The sequence below is a fragment of the Polaribacter sp. Asnod6-C07 genome, from assembly GCF_045063625.1.
GTDB lineage: Bacteria > Bacteroidota > Bacteroidia > Flavobacteriales > Flavobacteriaceae > Polaribacter > Polaribacter vadi_A.
Window position 1 is genome coordinate 1,622,750 of the sequence record NZ_JBEFOF010000005.1, and the last position, 19,034, is coordinate 1,641,783.

The window sequence follows — 19,034 nt, forward strand, 5'->3', positions numbered from 1 at the left end:
AGTGTTTAGTGTTCAAGTTTTTAATAAAGTGTTAATTAAATTTTGATAATTCAAATTTTATTGTATTTTTGGTAAACCAATGTGGTAAACCAGATTGGTGTATTAATTATTAACTATAAACTAAACACTTAATTATGAAAAAAACATTACTTTTTTTTGTTACTTTAATCAGTATCTCATTATTTGCGCAAGACCCTGTGATTTATAATGATACTTTTTCAGAGATACCAAAAGCAGAAGGAACTTCAGATTGCTCTTGTTCTTTTTGGATTAACAAAGATTTGGGAGATCAAGCTGAAACTTCTAATTGGAATTCATCTACAATTCAAGGGGTTAAATTTGACAATGCAGAATCTGATTTAATTTATCAAGAAGTTGCTGTATTAGCAAATACAGAATATAAATTAACCTACAGGTATAGAATAGGTGATCCAGATGATAATAGTGTAGAGAGTAAAATTGAATTTAGAATTTTAGCTGGTTCTGGATATAAAGCAGATTATACTCCAGTATATTATGATGATGCAACTACAAAGCCTACTTCTGGTTTTGGTTACGAAACTATTGCAGATGTTGAAAATTCAGCAAATAATTTAAAGGTAGAAGAGGTTATTTATCCTGGAGATGATGATGATTATATTGCGGAATTTACTTTTAATTCAGGTGATAATACAAGTATTGCTATCTTAGGTAGAGGAATAGGAAGACCAAATACTCCTCCTTCTGACGCAAGTGATAGTCGTCCATGGCAATGGTCTTCAGGGGATCAAGAAACAAGATTAGATTATATTAAATTAACTAATGAAAGTGATGTAGATAATGGAGGTTCAGATGATGTGGTTATTCAAAATGCTACTTTAGATCTAGTTGAAAGAGATGGTCAATCTGATTGTTCTTGTGCTGGTTGGCAAAATAAAGATTTAGGAGATCAATTAGAATCTTCAAGTTGGAATAGTAGCTCTTCTTTTGGTGCTAAATTTGATGAATTAGAGTCAGATATTATGTATCAAGAAATAGCAGTTTCTCCAAATACCAATTACGAGTTTACTTACTTATATAATTTTGAAGATAAAGCAACAGGTGACCCAGCTTCATCTTTAGATGTAAGAATTTTAGCAGGTGCTAATTATACTTCAGGTTATTCACCATCTTATCCTACCCCTTTTGCGGCTAGTTCAACTGGTTACGGATATACAGAGATTACTGTTACTGAAGATAGTAATAATAATTTAGCATCAGATGTTGTAACAGCTCCAGCTGATACAGATTTTAGAACAGGAACTTTAACTTTTAATAGTGGTGATAATACAAGTGTAGCTATTTTCTTAAGAGGAATTGGACGTGATGTAGCACCAAGTGATGGTAAAGATTATAATTGGTCTAATGGAAGTTCAGAGATTAGAATTGATGAAGTAAGTATTTCTGTTGTAGCAACTGCATCTGTAGATGATTTTTTCAATTCTGAATTAAATGTTTACCCAAATCCAGCAAAAGAATTTGTAACTATCTCAACACTTGAAAAAATAGATCACGTAGAAGTATTTAACTTGTTAGGTAAACAAGTAATTAAAACTTCTAAATTAAATAATAATATTTTAGATGTATCTTCTTTATCAAAAGGAGTGTATTTATTAAAACTTACAAGTGGTGATTCTGTAGCTACAAGAAAGTTAATTAAGAACTAACAATTATATTGAAAACTGAAAATAAGGACTCATTAATTTGAGTTCTTATTTTTTTTAAAAAAATTAAATGAATTACCACAAAGCGCTTTTATTTGTTCTATTAATTGCCTTTTCTTGTGGCAAACAAGAAAAAGTATTGGTTTCTGATTCTAATAGTCAACATCCAAAATTAATTCTTACTGCACAAGGTGTTAAAGATATTAGAGCACAGTTAGGTACTATTCCAATTTTTGATAATTCTTTACAAAAAGTAAAAGAAGAAGTAGATGCAGAAATCGCTCTAGGTATAGAAACACCTATACCAAAAGATTATTCTGGGGGTTATACCCATTCTAGGCATAAACGTAATTGGTTTATATTACAAAAAGCAGGTGTATTATATCAAATTTTAGATGATGAAAAATATGCAAAGTATGTAAAAGACATGTTAATGCAATATGAGGAAATGTATAAGACATTGCCTTTACATCCAAAAACAAGATCTTATGCAAGAGGTAAATTATTTTGGCAATGTTTAAACGATTCTAACTGGTTGGTATATGTAAGTCAGGCCTACGACTGTATTTACAATTATCTAACAGAAGAAGAACGTAATAAACTAGAAACAAATTTATTTAAACCATTTGCAGATCATATTTCAGTAGATAGTCCGCAATTTTATCAAAGAGTTCACAACCACAGTACTTGGGGTAATGCAGCTGTTGGTATGATTGGTTTAGTAATGGATGATGAAGAATTAATTCAACGTGCTTTATATGGTATTAAAGGTAAAGAAATGGATAAAACTGCCAAAGATGATGATGGTGGTTTTATTAATAAGTCTGGTAAAGCAGGTTTTTTAGCCAATATAGAAGAGCCCTTTTCTCCTGATGGTTATTATAATGAAGGTCCTTATTATCAAAGATATGCAATGTATCCTTTCTTAATTTTTGCAGAAGGATTGCATAATGTAAAGCCTGAGTTAAAGATTTTTGAATATAAAGAAGGTGTACTTTTAAAATCTATAAATGCACTTTTAAATTTATCAGATGCAGATGGTGATTTTTTTCCTTTAAATGATGGCCAAAAAGGTATGTCTTATTATACAGGTGCTTTAGTTACAGCTGTAGATATTTCTTATAAATATGGTAGTCAAGATGCTGGTTTATTAAGTATTGCAGAAAAACAGAATAGTGTTTTGTTAGATGATTCTGGCTTAGCAGTTGCATTAGGTATTAGAGAAGGAAAAGTAAAATCTTTTGAGAAAAAGTCAATTAATCTTTCTGATGGGCCAAAAGGAAAACAAGGTGGAGTAGGTATTTTAAGAAATCAAGACATGGAGCTTGTTTTTAAATATGCTTCTCAAGGTTCAAGTCATGGTCATTATGATAAATTATCTTACTCATTATATGAAAATGGAGAAGAAGTAATTCAAGATTATGGTTTAGCACGTTTTGTAAATATTGAGCAAAAAGGAGGTGGAAATTATTTGAAAGAAAATAAAACTTGGGCTAAACAAACCATTGCACATAATACTGTTACGCAAAACGAAACTTCTCATTATCAAGGTAAATATGAAATTGGAAGTCAAAATCATCCAGACTTACATTATTTTTCTTCAGATGATGAAAACGTGCAAATAGTAAGCTCTAAAGTTAGTAATACATATTCAGGTACAGAAATGCATAGAACTATGGCTGTAATCAAAGATCAAGATTTCGAAAAGCCATTTGTGTTAGATATTATGAAGGTAGAAGCTGAGAGTAAGAATCAATACGATTTTCCTTTTTACTATTTTGGGCAAGTTTTAGATGCAAATTTCGAATATAAAACACCTAAATTTTTAAAGCCTTTAGGTAAGAAAAATGGGTATCAGCATTTGTTTTTAGAAGGTGAAGCAAAAGCTACTAACGAAAACAGTAAATTCTCTTGGTTTAACAATAATAAGTTTTATACGTTAACTTCTATTACAAATAATAAAGACGAATTACTTTTTACAAGAATTGGTGCAAACGATCCACAGTTTAATTTACGAAGAGATCCTGCTCTAATTTTAAGAAGAAATAATGTTAAAAATACAACCTTTGTTTCAGTAATTGAATCACATGGTAGTTATAGTGCAGTTTCAGAATCTGCTTTAAATTCTAAAAGTAGTATTGTTAAATTACAAGTAATTTTAGATTCTGATTCTTATACAGCTATAGAAATAACAAGCATAAAAGGCAATACAAAATTATTTATTACATCAAATAAAAACGCTTCGAAAGAAGCAAAGCATACTTTAAGCATAAAAGGTAAGAACTATTCTTGGGTAGGAGCTTACCACTATAAACAAATTTAAATAAAAAAATAAAAAAAAATGAAACGATTTAGTGAAAAGTACGTCATCGCAAAAGACATGGAATGGGAAAACCTTGGTGGAGGAGTATCAAGAAAATTCTTGGGTTACGATAATCAAATCATGATGGTAAGTGTAAAGTTTGATGAAGGAGCATTAGGTTCTCCACATCAACATTTTCATACACAAGCTACTTATTGTGTTTCAGGTAAATTTGAGTTTGAAATTGATGGTGTAAAACAAATTGTAGAAGCTGGAGATGGTGTTTATATAGAGCCAAACTTATTACATAGTGCAGTTTGTTTAGAAGAAGGGCAATTAATAGATACATTTAGCCCTGTTAGAGAAGATTTTTTAACAGGTGATGGTCCATCTTATTTTGGAGATAAAGAATCATAAATTTTTTTTTGAACTTATACTTGAAGTTTCGAAATCAATAAATTTTATTCAACTTCAGGTAACAAATAAGATGATTTGTTAAAAAACGGGTCTCTTTTTTGATATATTTTGTTTTAAAGCTATAAAATTTATGAATTTTTTAACAAAAAAATTAATTTTTATAAAAAAAACATATATATTTGGTAAACCAATTTGGTAAACCAATTGAGTGATTCAAAGAATTTTTGTGTAAAAACAAATTTAATAACTAAAGTTTTGATTATAAACAAAACAATTTAAATCAGTTAACTATGAATTTAAAAATAAAATCAGTGTTTTTTGTAGTGCTTTTATTCTGTACATCTTTGTATGCGCAAAATGAAGTTACGATAAAAGGAACTGTTACTTCTCTGTCTGATGGAGAACCTGTTTTAGGTGCAAACATTATTATAGTTGGTACTAAAAAAGGAGCAAGTACAGATTTTGATGGAAAGTATACATTAAAAGTAAAAAAAGGAGATATAATTCAATTTACGTATTTAGGTTTCAAATCTAAAACCATTACATACTCTAATCAATTAACATTAGATGTAGCTTTAGAAGAAGATGCAGATGTTTTAGATGAAATTGTAATAGTTGGTTATGGAGATCAAAAACAGAAAAATGTAACTAGTGCTTTAACTAAAGTTTCTGGAGATGATTTACAAAACCAAGCAGTATCTCGTGTAGAAGATGCACTAAAAGGTAGAGTTGCAGGTTTAAGGATTCAAGTAGTTTCTTCAGAAGCTGGTGGTGATCCTAAAATTACATTAAGAGGGCCAGGTTCTGTAACAGGTTCATCTTCACCATTAATTGTGGTAGATGGTGTTATCTTAGGTACAGATTCAGATATTTTAGGTTCTATAGATAATAATAATATAGAGTCTATTAGTGTTTTAAAAGATGCTTCTTCAGTTGCTATTTATGGTTCTAGGGGTGCAAATGGTGTAATTTTAATTACACTTAAAAAAGGAGTTGTAGGTAAAACAACATTCTCTTACAATACTTTTACAGGATATAAGTACGCAGATAATAATGATAATTTTAATACATCTATTGCGCAAGAAAGATCTAGATTAAATGGTTTGCAAAGTACTGTTGATGCAATATCTACAACTAGTGCAAATTATGATAGAATTATTAATGATTACGAAACTGCTTATGCAGAATTAGAAGCTATGGATTTTATTGCTTCTTTAGGAAGTGGAGAAAGAAATTTACAAGATGAAGTCTTTGAAGGTGGTTTTATTAAAAATCATTCTTTCTCAGTAAGAGGAGGTACAGAATTAACAAGTTATTCAGCTTCATTAGGGTATTTAGATGATCAAGGTATTGCTGTTAAAGATAACTTTACTAAATATAATGTAAGAATTAAAGTTGATAGTAAATCAAAAAACAAGAAAATTAAATATGGTGGTAATCTTCGTGTAAATTACAACGATCAAGAAAAATTACCAGCAAGATTTACAGATCCTTTAAGACAAATGGGACATATTCCATTATACTTAAATGAAGAACACTTAAAATATGTAACACAATTTTCTACAGATGTAGGTGTATCAACAGATGCAGGTAAATTATTCGAAAATTTAGGTGTTGGTAGTTATGGTTTTTCTAGAGCTTTCGATCATGTTTTTACTAAAGATCCAGCAAACCCAAGATCAATATTAAGAGATCCTGTTACAGGATTACCTGTAGCTAGTCCATTAACCTCTGGAGGTTTAACATTGTCTACTACTAAAAATGTTCATCCTTTAGTTCACTTTTTAGAAAGATCTAGAACTAAGAAAAAATTAAGTTTAAACGCATCTTCTTATTTAGATTTTAAATTAGCAAAAGGACTTAATTTTAGACAAACTGTTTCTGGTGTTTTTAGACACAATAAATCTAATGAAGCAGATTATTTATATGGTCAAGAAAATAGAGATCAAGAAGCTTATCGTTTAGAAAGAAGAGACGAGTTAAACCAATTTACTTTCGAAACTCTTTTAAAATATAATAGAGAATTTGGTAAGCATGCTTTAAATTCAGTTGCTGGTTTTGAGTATATGGAGTCTCATAATTACAGACAAGAATCAGAAGCAGTTGGGTATACTAACGATTTTAATGATAATATTGCACTTGCAGATGGTGGAACAACATATACAGATAATGCAAGCGAAAAATTAGTTTCTTATTTTGGTAGATTAGATTATAGTTATGATGATAAATATTTATTTCAATTATCATTACGTAGCGATTCTAGTACAAGATTTGGACCTAATACAAGAACAGGATTTTTTCCTGCAGCATCTTTAGGTTGGATTTTATCAAACGAGAAATTCTTAGAATCTAATGATTTAATTTCTTTCTTTAAAGTTAGAGCAAGTTACGGTGTTTCTGGATCTAATAATATTTCTAATAACATTTTCGAATCATTATATAGATTCGAAGAAACATATAGCACAATTAGTTACAATGGGCAAACAGGTGTAAAAGGAACAACTTTAGCAAATCAAATATTAGGTTGGGAAAAGTTAATTGAATTTAACCCTGGTATAGATGTAACTTTTGGTAGAGGTCTTGTTAATTTAACTGCAGATTACTATATTAGAACTAGTGAAGATTTACTTTTATTAGCACCAGTTTCTGCAACTTATGGTACAGATAGTTGGTTGCAAAATCTTGGAGAGGTTCAAAACGAAGGTGTAGAGCTTGAATTAAGTTCTAGAATTATGAGAAAAGATAATTTCAGATGGAGTGCTTCTGGTCAGTTTTCATTAAATAGAAATACTGTAAAAAGTTTAGGAAACAATGAGCAAATTATTTCTAGAATAGATCAAGATACAAGACCAACAGAATTTATAGCAAAAGTAGGTCAGCCAATAACATCTTTTTATGGTTGGGTTTATGATAAAGAAATTCCATTAGAATGGGTAGATAATCCTTTTAATAGATTTAATAATGATTTTGCAGATGTTTATGTAAAAGATTTAAATGGAGATGGTATTATAGATGATGATGATAGAACAGAATTAGGTAGCCCTTACCCAGATTTCGAATGGGGTTTTAACTCAGATTTCTCAATATATGATTTTGATCTTTCTTTCCAATTTCAAGGATCTCATGGAGCAGAAGTTAGAGTGGCGGATTTAGATCAATTATATTATGCAAGTGAATCTGCAGTAAACGAAGTGTCTAATTTTCCAGATAGAGATTTAACAGTTCACAGAAGGTTTACAGACGACCATATTCAAGATGCATCTTTTGTAGCATTAAGAAATTTAACGGTAGGTTACACTTTTCCAGAGGCTATTACAGATAAGTTAAACTGTAATAAACTTAGATTGTATTTAACAGGAGAAAATTTATTATTCTTTACAGCTAAAGGTTATGAAGGTTTTAATCCAGAAGCACAAGGGCAAACATCTAACAATGCAAATACGCCTTTAACAGCTGGTTATCAAAGAGGAGATGGACCTGTAGTTAAAACAGTTTCAGCAGGTATTAACTTTCAATTTTAATTAATTATGAAAAATATATATAAAAATATAATAGTTTGTTTTTCTTTTATGACTTTATTGACAAGTTGTGAAACAGAACTAGACTTAAGCAACCCTACTGCACTTTCTTTAGAAGAGTTGTTACAAACAGACGATGGTTTTATTGCCTTAGCAAATGGTGTTTTAGATGCATATCAAAAAGTACCAGCTAATGAGTTCTATTTAACAGAATTAAGATCAGATAATTCAAGAGCAAATTCAGAAAATGGAAATTTCCCATTAATTAGTTCTTACAATGTAGATCCTAATAATGGAGATGTTGCAACATATTATTCTAATAATATGCATACAATTAAACATGCAAATACAATTATAGATAATCGTTTTTTAGCATCAGAAAGTCAACAATATGCTGTTGGTGAAGCTTATTTTATGAGAGCTTTATGTCACTTTAATTTAGTAAGAGCTTATCAAAATGTACCTTATATAGATAAAGTTTTAGATGTAACTACAGAAGAAGCTTTAGATTATCCTCAATTGCCAGAAGCAGAGGTTTATGCAAAAATTATTGCAGATTTTAAAACTTCTATTGCTTATTTAGATGGAGCAACACAAAACAAATATCGCCCATCAAAAGGTGCAGCAATTTGTTTAGCAGCAAAAGCATATTTAAGTCAACCAAGCCCTAATTATACAGAAGCAGAACTTTTATTAGCATCAGTAGTGCAAAATAATTCTGATTATAACTATGATTTGTTATATACTGATAGAGCAAACGCAGAAGATTTTGATGGAGATGGTATAGTTTCAGATAGTGAGTATTATGCAACTTTAGCAATTGATTTTGGAACTGTATTTGGAAATGATTATACAGGCGGATATCAAGAAGGAGAAATAGTTTTAGATGCAGATTGGTCTAATAATTCAGGTTTAGAGTTAAATGATGAAATAATCTTTTCAATTGCTTATGATTTAGTAAGTAGTGATAATTATGCAACTAGTGATAGTGGTTTAGATGATCAAGTAGAAACAGATTCTGAGTCTCATAGTTTTTCGATGACTTTACAAGGACCATCAAATGGTGTTAATATTGCAACTTTAGAACTTTTAGATGTAATGACACCAGTATTACAGCCTGTAAGATTTCCTGTAACTTTTGATGCAATTTCTTACAACCCAGCAGATATTACTAATGATACTTTTAATGCTAAATTTCCTACGGATGGTGAAATTGGTGATAATGACTGGATTGTTTTAAGATATGCAGATGTATTATTATTATATGCAGAAGCAATTTTAGCAGGTGCAGACTCAACTACAGATATTAGAGCAATTGATGCTTTTAATCAAGTAAAAGCAAGAGCTGGTTTAGAAGAAGTAGCTAACTTAACCAAAGCAGAATTATTAGAGGAGAGAAGAGTTGAGTTTGTTTATGAAAACCAACGTTTATATGATTTAGTTAGATTTGGAGAAGCAGATAATGTTCTTGGTGCTTTTTCAACAGCTAATAGTTTAAATTATACAAGTGGTAAAAAATACCTACCTTTTCCTCAAAGAGAAATGGACAATTTACCTAATTTTTATTCACAGAATAATGGATATTAAAATCGCTTAATTATGAAAAAATATTTAATAAATTTAAAATATATAGTTTTAGGGGTTTTTATATCTCTAACCTCTTGTGTAGACGATACTTTGCCAGATGTTGGTGATTTAGAGGATTTTACAAGCCCAACACCTTTTTATAGTGTTGCAGATGTCTCTTCTTCAGAGTTCGATTGTAATGATGTAGAATTAATTGCAAATTATGATTTCAATTTTCAAGCTGGTTCTAATTTAGCCGTAAATGGTACACAATATTTATGGTCAGTAACACCATCAGAAGGTTTAACTTTAATCAATAAAGATTTACCAGTATTACAACAATCAATAGATGCTCAATTATCTGCAGTAGTTGCTTTAGAAGCTGAAATTGCTAAATTAGAATTTAAGATTCCTTGTGAATCTAATCCTGATAAAGTAACTGTAATGGAAGCTCAAATAGCAGATTTAGAAATAGCTTTACAAGAAGCTGAAGATGCTGTTACAGATGAAGTTAAACAAAATGTTGCAGATTTAGAAGCGCAAATTGCTAGTTTACCAGCTGCAACTTTACAAGATCAAGAATTAATATTTTCTTTTCCTGGTCCAGATGTTTATACAATTGGTTTAACAGTAACAGATGAGCTTGGTAAATCAGAATATACAGAAAAAATAATAACGGTTAATCAAGCAGTACCAACAATACCAGTACCAGAAATTGCTGAGCCTGGTTTTGAAGATAACAGTTTATTTGACGGTACAGGAGATGGTAGAGCTTCTTGGGATGTGCCAAGTCCAAGAGTAAATTGGAATCCTTTTGGTCAAGATTCATTTTCAGGAATACAAATCAATACCAAAGTAGAAGGTGTTTTACCAGAAGGTACACAAGCTGCTAAATTTCCATCTGATGGTGGTAGAGTTGCTTATCAAGAAATTGAAGTTACACCAGGAGCAACATACGTGTTAACGTATTTTACAGGATTTAATGTAGATGTTTATGGTACAATGACTGTTTCTGTATTAACTCCAGAAACCTCTTCATATACAGAAGCTAAACAAGAAGCAAATATATTAGGTTCTAGAGTAGATAATAATGTGGGTAGAGTTGCAGATGTTTTCAAAAAACACGCAATTACTTTCGAAGCAGGAGAAAATGAATCTGTTATAATTTTTGCAACTAATACAGGTGTAGAAACAAGATTAGATTTATTTGATATCGTTGTTAAACAATAAATAGTTTTTAAAATTTTATATTATGTTTTATAAATTAAATAAAAAATTCAATACAAGTTTCGCTCTAATATTTATGATGTTGTTAGGCTTTCTTTCATGTACTGATAATGGTTATGAAGAGTTTGTGCCACCAACAGGTAATATAAACGATATTCAGCCAACAACACTTTTTACGTCAAGTACTAGTGCTGATTCTAATTTAGAATTAGTGTTTAGAAGTTATTCTACAGATGCTATTTCTTATGCTTGGGATTTTGGTGATGGAGGATCATCAACAGAAGCAAACCCAGATTATACATATACAACAGGTGGTTTATATAAAGTAAACTTAACAACAACAAGTTCAGATGGCTTAATAGCTATAGATTCTGCTCAAGTTGCACCTATTTATGCAGATTATAGTTTTTCAATAATAGATTCTCAAGTTACTTTTGATAATATGAGTACTGGAGTAAGTTCATTAGTTTGGGATTTTGGAGATGGTTCTACAGCTTCTTGGGAAGCTGCAGATGGTTTAACAGACCCTAATTATAGTCCTGTTCACACCTATGCAACAGCAGAAACTTTTGATGTAACACTTACAGCAACAACTTTTTTAGGTAAAGAAGTAACAGTTACTAAAAAAGTAGAAGGTTTAGTTTTAGCAGCAATCCCAGATTTTAGTTTTACAACAAGTTCTTTAACAGCTTCTTTTACAGACGCTTCTCTTTTAGCAATATCTTATAGTTGGAATTTTGGAGATGGAAACACATCAACAGATCAAAATCCAGTACATACTTTTGCTACTAGAGGTACTTATGATGTAACATTAACAATTACCAATAGTGCTAATGTTCCTAGAAGTATTACTAAATCTGTACCTGTAGGTGGTGTAGAACCAACATTTAAAGCAATTGTTTTAAATGGAACTGCAGATGATTTTCAAAATGAAACAGGAGACAATGCAGATGCTTGGGATATGACTCCAAATAGTACAGTAAAACTCGATTCAGATGGTGGGGCTACTTCAGATAGTCCTTATAGAGCTTTATGGTATAATTCAGATTTAGATAGTTGGTTAGATACTGCCTTTGGTGATAATAGCGAACAACCAGGTTCATCTAGTGATGGTAATAAATTTGCAGGATTAGGAGATAGAGGCGTAAAAATAAATGAAGCAAGTCGTCGTTTATACCAAGTAGTTACTGTAGAAGTAGGAGTAGAGTATACCTTTACTATCGATTCACGTTCTGAAGCTGAAGGTGTAAATACAGAAGTATTTATTTTAAATAATGAAATTACAACAGAAGATACTATTAATACAGAAGATCAAAGAGATAAGAATGCAGATGCATATTTATTAATTGATAATGATTTTAATTCATCTAAATCTTCTTCTTCTAATGATACTTTTACTACGAATACTTTTACATTTAAACCTTCAACAACAAAAGTTGTAATTTATGTTAGAGCTTTAAACGCTATTGATGGTTCAAATGAAGTATTTTATGATAACATAGATATCATTACACCAGGGTTTTAATATATTACATATCAAAATTCTATTTATCTTTGCAGATTTTAATTAAAATATAATTATGAAGTTAGACATACTTACAAAATCAGAAAACTCTGATGTGCAGAAGGAAATTATTTCTAAAATAAAAGATTTAATAAATTTTAAAAATTTAGAACCTGGAGATAAACTTCCTTCTGAAAGAATGCTATCTGAAAAATTTGAAGTAAGTAGAAGTAGTGTAAGAGAAGCTATACAAAGACTAGAATTTTACGGTTTATTAAAATCTATACCTCAGAGTGGAACATTCGTAGCAAATATTGGTGTAATTGCTATGAATGGAATGATTGAAGATATTTTAAGGTTAAATGAACCAGGTTTTAAATCTTTAGTGGAAACAAGAATTTTATTAGAATTAAAAACGGTAAGACTTGCTGCTACAAGAAGATCAGAAGCAGATTTAGTAAACTTAGAAGAAGCGTTAAATGCTTATAGAGATAAAGTAATTAATGGAGAAGATGCTGTGCAAGAAGATTTGTTATTTCATTTAGCAATTGCAAAAGCAAGTGGTAATAGTACTATGAATACTTTTATGTTAATCATTACTCCAGAAATTATTACAAATTTTCAAAAACATCATGTTTGTGATGCGGGTCTTTCTCAAAGAGGTATAGGAGATCATCAAGCTATTTTCGATGCAATTAAAACACAAAATCCACAATTAGCAAAGCAAAAAATGAAAGATCATTTTAAAGAACTTTATAGTTATTGTTATAACATAGAATAGTGTTTATTAAATAAAAAAACGATTTATAATTTTTTAAATAAAATCTAAAAAAAACTTTTTTTTAGGTAGTAGTAATTAATTTAAAAACAGTAAATTTGGTTTACCAAATTGGTTAACCAGAAATTAGTATAACATTTTAGATGATAAAAGAATGAAAATTAAAGGATTACGTTGGTGGATAATTGGATTAATCTTTATTGCCACAGTTATTAATTATATAGATAGAACTGCATTTGCCCTTCTATGGCCACAAATGGGTGAAGATTTAGGGATGAATCAAGAAGACTATGCCTTTATGTTCAATATCTTCTTAGGATGTTATGCTTTAGGTAAATTTGCTTCTGGTAAATTATACGATTCTATTGGTACAAGACTTGGTTTTACAGTATCTATTATAGTTTGGTCTTTAGCTTCTATTTTTCATGCTTTTGCACGTGGAGTAATTACTTTGTCAATTTTTAGAGGAATGTTAGGATTAGGTGAAGCTGGTAATTGGCCTGGAGCTGTAAAAAGTAATGGTGAATGGTTTCCTGTAAAAGAAAGAGCAACTGCTCAAGGTATTTTTAACGCAGGTGCATCAATAGGTAATGTTATTGCTCCTTTTATTATTGTTTTTTTATATACTCAATTTGGTTGGAAAACTACATATATTATTTTAGGTTCAGTAGGTATGTTATGGGTAATTCCTTGGTTATTTTTAAATAAATCAACTCCAGAAAAACACCCTTGGGTAACACAAGAAGAAAGAGATTTAATAATGTCTAGTAGAATAGACAAGGTTGAAACAACAGAAGTTAAGCAAAAAAGTTTATCAGTATTAAAAATATTGAGTTATAAACAATCTTGGGGAGTGTTATTATGTAGATTCTTCATTGAACCAATTTGGTGGTTTTTTGCAGCTTGGATGCCAATTTATTTAAATAAAACTTTTGGCTTAAGTATAGAAGAGATTGCTGCAACAATGTGGATTTCTTATTTAATGGCAGCAGCAGGAAGTATAATTGGTGGTTGGTTTACAGGTATTTTAATGAAAACTAAATCTGTAGATGCATCAAGAAAAATAGCAATTAGTGTAGGAGGATTACTTGTCTTTTTAGGTTTTGTTGGTATTATTCAGTTTGTAGGTGAAGATAACTTTATGACCTTTATTTATTTAGCAGGTTTAGTATTGTTTGGTTTTCAGTTTGCGATTGGTAATGTACAAACTATTTCAAGTGATTTATTTAGAGGTCCTTCAGTAGGTACATTAGCAGGTTTAGCTGGTACAATTGCAGCAGTTTCACCAATGATAATGAACTGGTTTATTGGTCAAATAACAAAAGGAGGTTCTTACACACCTGCCTTTATCGCAATTACTCTATCAGTAATATTAGGTGTGTTATCTATTTTCTTCTTTATCAAAAAAATAGAGCCAGTTAGAAAAACAGCAGAATAATCAACAAAAAATATTAGTAAAAAAACAATAACAAACATTAAAAAGAATACAAAATGAGTACAGTACAAGGAAAAGTAGCAGTAATTACAGGTGCAACTGGAGGAATAGGATTTGAAGTAGCAAAAAGATTAGGTAAAGATGGATATACAGTTGTTTTAAACGGTATTGAAGATGAAGCTGGAGCTGCAAGAATTAAAGAACTTACTGCAGAAGGAATTACAGCAGAATATTACGGTTTTGACGTAACTAAAGAAGATGAAGTAACTGCAAATATTACTACTATTGGAGATAAATATGGTAAAATTGATGTTTTAGTAAATAATGCAGGTGGTTTAGGTGGTAGATCTAGATTTGAAGAAATGACTACAGAATTTTATAGATTCGTTATGGCTTTAAATTTAGATTCAGTTTTCTTTGCATCTAGAGCAGCAATTCCTTATTTAAAGAAAGGTGAGAATGCTACTATTATAAACTATACTTCTAATGCAGGATGGAATGCAGGTGGACCAGGAGCAGGAGTTTATGGTACTTCTAAAGCAGGAGTTCATGCAATAACTAGAGCATTAGCAAAAGATTTAGCAGAATACGGAATTAGAGTAAATGCAGTATCTCCAGGTACAATAGATACTCCTTTTCATAAACAAATTAAATCTACAAAACCAGAAGTTTTTGCTTCTTGGAAAAATAACATTATGTTAGGTAGATTAGGTCAGCCAGAAGATGTTGCAGGTGTTGTTTCATTTTTAGCAAGTACAGATGCAGCTTTCTTAACAGCAGAAACTATTCAAGTTGGTGGTGGTCAAGCCTTAGGAATCTAATAAGTTTTTATATTTTTTATTACTTTAAAGCCATTTTGTTTTAAACAAAATGGCTTTTTCTATTATCCCTATTTAAATTTATTATTACTTCATATTAGCCTCTAATTTTAATTATATCCTTTAAATATAATTACTTGTTTTTTCTTTACTTAACATTAAATCTTAAGAATTTTTCATTTTTTCTTTTTTAATGTTTTTAATTGTCAAATTCTCTTTTTAATTGCTTGTTTTTACCAACTTGTTATAACGAATCTTAATATTTTATGAAATAATTAACAAAAAGCTTTTTTATTATAAAATATGTATATATATTTGGTAAACCAAACTGGTAAACCAAAATGGACAGCCAATTAACTTTAAAATAGATACCTGCGTATGATGAAAATTATTTAATTAATTATAAACAAAAAAACAATAAACAATTAGGGTAAGAATTTACTTATCCAAAAAAAACTAAATCTAAATTATCAGATTCAATCACAAAATAATCAAGATAAAAATTATTAAAGTAAATAAGATTTTACTTTAGTTTTTTTCTTTTTTGATTTATTCTGTAAACCAAAGTTCATTCATAAATGCTGAATGAAGTTCATTTTTAAACATAAAATAATATTATGAAATTAAAATTAAAAATAACATTATTGCTTATAATGTTAGTAAATATCTGCTCTTATGCACAAGACAGTTATACCGTAAAAGGTACTGTAACATCACAAGCAGATAACGAAGTTCTTCCTGGGGTTACTGTTATTATACAAGGAACTACAAAAGGAACAGAAACAGATTTTGATGGAAATTTTTCTATTGAAGTTAAAACTGGAGATATCCTAGCTTTTTCTTATTTAGGTTATTCTCAAAAAACAGTAACAATAACTAATCAGAAAACAATAACTGTAAGTTTAGCAGAAGATGCTAGTGAGTTAGATGAAATAGTTGTTGTAGGTTATGGTACTCGTAAAAGATCTCAAATTTCGGGTGCAGTTGCAAAAATTGGTGGTGCAGATGTTGCTGCAGTACAAGTTGCACGTGTAGATGATGCTTTAGCTGGTAAATTATCAGGGGTTTTAATTCAGAATCAAGATGGTTCACCTGGTGCTGCTCCAAAAATTCAAATTAGAGCTGCCTCTTCAATATCAGGAGCTTCAAACCCATTGATTGTTGTTGATGGTTATCCTATTTCAGGAGGTTTAGAAACAATTAATCCAAATGATATTGAAAGTTTAGAGATTTTAAAAGATGCTGCTTCTGCTGCAATTTATGGATCTAGAGGTGCAAATGGTGTTGTTTTAGTAACAACTAAAAAAGGTAAATCTGGTGAAGCTAAATTTAGTTATAACACTTACTTTAGTACATCTAATAAATATAGAGATAATATTCTTATGTCTGGTCCAGAATGGGCTGCTCATTCTAGAGAGCAAATTGCTGCAGGTAATTGGGATGCAACTGTTGCAACTCAAGACCCAGCTTTCTTAGAATATAGATTAAGTGCTTATGAAGATTCTCCTGGTGCAATTAGTCCAGAAGACTGGTTGTTTCAAACAGGTATAACTCAAAGTCATGACTTTAGCGTAAGTGGTGGTACTGATGATACAAAATATTTTGCTTCAGTTGGTTACCAAAATGCTGAAGGTGTTGTAATTACACAAGGTTTTGAGAGAATGAACGCACGTCTTAATGTAGATGCAAATTTAGGAGATAAGTTTAAAGCTGGATTAAGCTTTAATGGTTTTGTATCTGATAGAGATATTTTAGCTCATGATATGAGAGATTTATTAAGATCTTATGGTGTGCATTCTATTTATCATACAGAAGAATCTATTGCTTTTGTACAACAATTAGACCAACAAGCACAAGCTTTAGGTTTAGCTGCTTTTGATAGTGGTTATAGAGGTTCTGGTTATGAAGCAAATAGTATTTATAGTTTAGAGCCAGGTATGGCTGCTCAAGATTGGCATTATGGTAGAGCTAACAATGGTATTGGTGGTTCTGGTGATGCAGGTCCTGCTGCTAAACTTGATAATGTAGATAGCTGGCAAAAAACATTTTTTGGAAATGTAAGTGGTTATTTACAATACAATATTATAGAAGGTTTAAATGTTAAAACTGTTTTAGGTGGAGATATGAAAGATACTCAAACCTATGCACACAGATTATTAGGTTATGATTCTAGAGCAAGAATAGCTCAAACTTTTATGGATCAAGCTGACTTAAAAGTTTCTTCTGTATTAAGTGAAACTACTTTAAGTTATGCTACTAAAATAGGTAAACATGATATCTCTGCAGTAGCAGGTGTAGAATTTCAAAACACAAGATTTATTGGTACAAGATTAGATGGTTCTAATGTGCCAGATGAAGCAGTTTTAAACTACAATTTATTCGATCCTGCAGACATCGTTGTTACAGAAACAGATGAAACAAGAGTAAGAGAAAGTGTATTTGGTAGAGTTAACTATTCTTACGATGATCGTTTTTTACTTTCAGCTTCTTTAAGAAGAGATGGTGATTCTCGTTTTGGAGCTAATAAAAAATATGAAACTTTCCCAGCAATTTCTTTAGGTTGGAATTTACATAATGAATCTTTCTTAAAAGAAAATGAATTATTAAGTAGATTAAAAGTAAGATTTAGTACAGGTTCTTTAGGTACAACGTCTTTCTTAGGTTCTTACGATTCTTTAAGTCTATTAGACCCTTCTGCTACAATTTATGGTACAGGATTTTTAATTCCTTCAAATTCTCCTAATCCAGATTTAACTTGGCAAACAAATACTGAGACTAACTTTGGTGTAGATTTTGGATTTTTAAATAACCGTTTTACTTTAGGTGTAGATTATTATACATCTGATATTCAAGATATTTTAATTAACCAAGCTCAATCAGAAGTTTTAGGTAACCCTTCTTCTATTCTTAATGTTGGAGATGTTGAAAGTTCAGGTTTAGAATTAGAAATAGCTGGTAGCTTAATGAATACTGAAGATTTCTCATGGAATGTGAGTGCAAACTTATCAACAGTTAATACAGAGATTACTTATTTAGGTGGTTTAGATGAATTACCGCAACAAATTTTTGGAATTAGTGGTAGAGGACCTGTATTTAGAAACTACGTAGGTGGTGGAATTGGAGAAATGTGGGGATTAGAAACTATTGGAGATGTAGAAATGAAATACTTAGCTGATGGTACAAGACACCCTAATAATGCATCTGGTGAATCGTATGTAGTAGACCAAAATGGTGATGGTGTAATTGATAGAACAAGAACAGTTGCTGATGGTGGAGATTTAGTTCAAATTGGTCAGAATACACCTGATTTTTACTGGGGTATGTCTCAAAACTTTAGATATAAAGATTTCGATATGTCTTTCCAATTACAAGGTTCTCATGGTGCAGAAGTTTATAATATAGATCCACTTTATTATGGTTCTCAATGGGGAGGTAGATTAACTAGTACATTTGATGCAAATAGCGATGGTATTGCAGATCATAATGGAGAACACTATACTGCAAACAGAAACCAAACAGATGCTATGGTTCAAGATGCTTCTTATGTAGCATTAAGAAACTTAACTATAGGTTATACGCTTAATTCAGATGTAACAGAGAAAATAGGATTCAGTTCTATTAGATTTTATGGAGCAGCTACTAACTTATTATATTTAATGGGTAGTGATTATACTTCATACAACCCAGAAGGTGTAAATACTACAGATCCTACAGTGTATGGTGCTCAAGTTGGTGCTAGTCCAGTAGTAAGAAGTTTCACTATAGGTTTAAATGTTAATTTTTAAAT

The 19,034-nt window shown here is 30.4% G+C and carries 11 protein-coding genes; all 11 read left to right on the forward strand.

Going from position 1 to position 19,034, the window contains the following annotated elements; genetic code table 11:
- The first annotated feature begins 134 nt into the window (after nucleotides 1–134).
- Nucleotides 135–1,685, forward strand: coding sequence for a T9SS type A sorting domain-containing protein (locus ACJJVK_RS06895; RefSeq protein ID WP_405564516.1), 1,551 nt, complete (start codon nucleotides 135–137; stop codon nucleotides 1,683–1,685).
- A gap of 67 nt (nucleotides 1,686–1,752) precedes the next feature.
- Complete coding sequence (locus ACJJVK_RS06900; RefSeq protein WP_405564519.1) at nucleotides 1,753–4,005, forward strand: alginate lyase family protein; 2,253 nt, start codon at nucleotides 1,753–1,755, stop codon at nucleotides 4,003–4,005.
- Nucleotides 4,006–4,023: 18 nt separating this feature from the next.
- Nucleotides 4,024–4,401: a cupin domain-containing protein gene (locus ACJJVK_RS06905; protein ID WP_215993226.1), complete on the forward strand. Its 378-nt coding sequence runs from the start codon at nucleotides 4,024–4,026 to the stop codon at nucleotides 4,399–4,401.
- 290 nt (nucleotides 4,402–4,691) lie between these two features.
- Nucleotides 4,692–7,922 carry a SusC/RagA family TonB-linked outer membrane protein gene (locus tag ACJJVK_RS06910; protein ID WP_405564522.1) on the forward strand — a complete coding sequence of 1,077 codons (3,231 nt, stop codon included), beginning with the start codon at nucleotides 4,692–4,694 and terminating at the stop codon, nucleotides 7,920–7,922.
- Nucleotides 7,923–7,928: 6 nt separating this feature from the next.
- A complete protein-coding gene (locus ACJJVK_RS06915) occupies nucleotides 7,929–9,506 on the forward strand; it encodes a RagB/SusD family nutrient uptake outer membrane protein (protein WP_405564525.1) in 1,578 nt (525 codons plus the stop codon).
- Nucleotides 9,507–9,518: 12 nt separating this feature from the next.
- On the forward strand, nucleotides 9,519–10,715 hold the full coding sequence (locus tag ACJJVK_RS06920; RefSeq protein WP_405564526.1) for a hypothetical protein: 1,197 nt from the start codon (nucleotides 9,519–9,521) through the stop codon (nucleotides 10,713–10,715).
- A 22-nt stretch (nucleotides 10,716–10,737) separates the two neighbouring features.
- On the forward strand, nucleotides 10,738–12,237 hold the full coding sequence (locus ACJJVK_RS06925; protein ID WP_405564527.1) for a PKD domain-containing protein: 1,500 nt from the start codon (nucleotides 10,738–10,740) through the stop codon (nucleotides 12,235–12,237).
- A gap of 55 nt (nucleotides 12,238–12,292) precedes the next feature.
- The gene (locus ACJJVK_RS06930) at nucleotides 12,293–12,997 is read left to right on the forward strand and encodes a FadR/GntR family transcriptional regulator (RefSeq protein WP_215993231.1); all 705 of its coding nucleotides are present in this window, start codon (nucleotides 12,293–12,295) and stop codon (nucleotides 12,995–12,997) included.
- A gap of 151 nt (nucleotides 12,998–13,148) precedes the next feature.
- Nucleotides 13,149–14,432, forward strand: a complete 1,284-nt coding sequence (locus ACJJVK_RS06935; protein ID WP_405564529.1) for an MFS transporter — start codon at nucleotides 13,149–13,151, stop codon at nucleotides 14,430–14,432.
- 53 nt (nucleotides 14,433–14,485) lie between these two features.
- On the forward strand, nucleotides 14,486–15,250 hold the full coding sequence (locus tag ACJJVK_RS06940; protein ID WP_215993233.1) for an SDR family NAD(P)-dependent oxidoreductase: 765 nt from the start codon (nucleotides 14,486–14,488) through the stop codon (nucleotides 15,248–15,250).
- 614 nt (nucleotides 15,251–15,864) lie between these two features.
- On the forward strand, nucleotides 15,865–19,032 hold the full coding sequence (locus ACJJVK_RS06945) for a SusC/RagA family TonB-linked outer membrane protein (RefSeq protein WP_405564531.1): 3,168 nt from the start codon (nucleotides 15,865–15,867) through the stop codon (nucleotides 19,030–19,032).
- Nucleotides 19,033–19,034: the final 2 nt, after the last annotated feature.

What these genes read in the sequence shown, in the direction of transcription:
- ACJJVK_RS06895 (WP_405564516.1), top strand. Translation starts at nt 135, where the DNA reads ATGAAAAAAACATTACTTTTTTTTGTTACTTTAATCAGTATCTCATTA.
- ACJJVK_RS06900 (WP_405564519.1), top strand. Translation starts at nt 1,753, where the DNA reads ATGAATTACCACAAAGCGCTTTTATTTGTTCTATTAATTGCCTTTTCT.
- ACJJVK_RS06905 (WP_215993226.1), top strand. Translation starts at nt 4,024, where the DNA reads ATGAAACGATTTAGTGAAAAGTACGTCATCGCAAAAGACATGGAATGG.
- ACJJVK_RS06910 (WP_405564522.1), top strand. Translation starts at nt 4,692, where the DNA reads ATGAATTTAAAAATAAAATCAGTGTTTTTTGTAGTGCTTTTATTCTGT.
- ACJJVK_RS06915 (WP_405564525.1), top strand. Translation starts at nt 7,929, where the DNA reads ATGAAAAATATATATAAAAATATAATAGTTTGTTTTTCTTTTATGACT.
- ACJJVK_RS06920 (WP_405564526.1), top strand. Translation starts at nt 9,519, where the DNA reads ATGAAAAAATATTTAATAAATTTAAAATATATAGTTTTAGGGGTTTTT.
- ACJJVK_RS06925 (WP_405564527.1), top strand. Translation starts at nt 10,738, where the DNA reads ATGTTTTATAAATTAAATAAAAAATTCAATACAAGTTTCGCTCTAATA.
- ACJJVK_RS06930 (WP_215993231.1), top strand. Translation starts at nt 12,293, where the DNA reads ATGAAGTTAGACATACTTACAAAATCAGAAAACTCTGATGTGCAGAAG.
- ACJJVK_RS06935 (WP_405564529.1), top strand. Translation starts at nt 13,149, where the DNA reads ATGAAAATTAAAGGATTACGTTGGTGGATAATTGGATTAATCTTTATT.
- ACJJVK_RS06940 (WP_215993233.1), top strand. Translation starts at nt 14,486, where the DNA reads ATGAGTACAGTACAAGGAAAAGTAGCAGTAATTACAGGTGCAACTGGA.
- ACJJVK_RS06945 (WP_405564531.1), top strand. Translation starts at nt 15,865, where the DNA reads ATGAAATTAAAATTAAAAATAACATTATTGCTTATAATGTTAGTAAAT.